The 606-nt window shown below is 64.0% G+C and carries 1 protein-coding gene and 1 pseudogene; both read right to left on the reverse strand.

From position 1 onward, the window contains the following. A pseudogene (hemH, locus tag EOA86_RS41050) lies at positions 1-176 on the reverse strand (ferrochelatase); the annotation flags it as partial. Positions 177-320: 144 nt separating this feature from the next. Continuing rightward, the coding region (locus EOA86_RS37490; RefSeq protein ID WP_128345884.1) for a LysM peptidoglycan-binding domain-containing protein at positions 321-606 on the reverse strand (286 nt) is incomplete at its 5' end.

The raw sequence follows: 606 nt of genomic DNA on the forward strand, positions 1-606 counted from the left end.
GGATCGGACAGGAATTCCCTGAGATAGCGCCACATCGGCTTGAATTCTGTGCCGTCGGGCGTGCCGAGATTAACCAGCATGACGCCGATCCTACCCGCCCCGACCGGCGGCTGTCCTGCCGGCGGCGGGCCGAGGACCTTCGCAGCCTTGGGATCGACAGGGTTGGAAAGCGTCATAAGGGATCTCCGGACACCGCGCGAAACTAGCGATGCCGCGCCGGTTTTCAATGCAGCGTCTGGCCGCACCTTATCTTACCTCAGGGGGAAAGCAGAAAACCCGCCCGGTTACCCGGACGGGTTTTCCAACAATGACGGAAGAATTTAGTTTGCGGCCGGGATGGTCAAGGTCACGCCGACGGGAAGGCGGCGCGCCTCATAGTCCTTGTTGGCGTCGGAGATCGTTTTCCACTTGGCGCCATCGCCATAGGCTTTTTCCGCCAGATCCCAAAAGGTGTCGCCGGCAACGATCACATGGCTGCTTTCGGCCGGCTTTGCCGGCTCGGCAGGCGCAGCTTCGGCTGGCTTGGCTGGTTCCTGGGCCGGTTCCGCCGCAGGAGCCGGTGCCGCGGGCGCCGTCTCGGCTGGCTTTGCCGGCTCGGCAGGGGCC

This window comes from Mesorhizobium sp. M5C.F.Ca.IN.020.32.2.1 (assembly GCF_004023105.1).
GTDB lineage: Bacteria > Pseudomonadota > Alphaproteobacteria > Rhizobiales > Rhizobiaceae > Mesorhizobium > Mesorhizobium wenxiniae.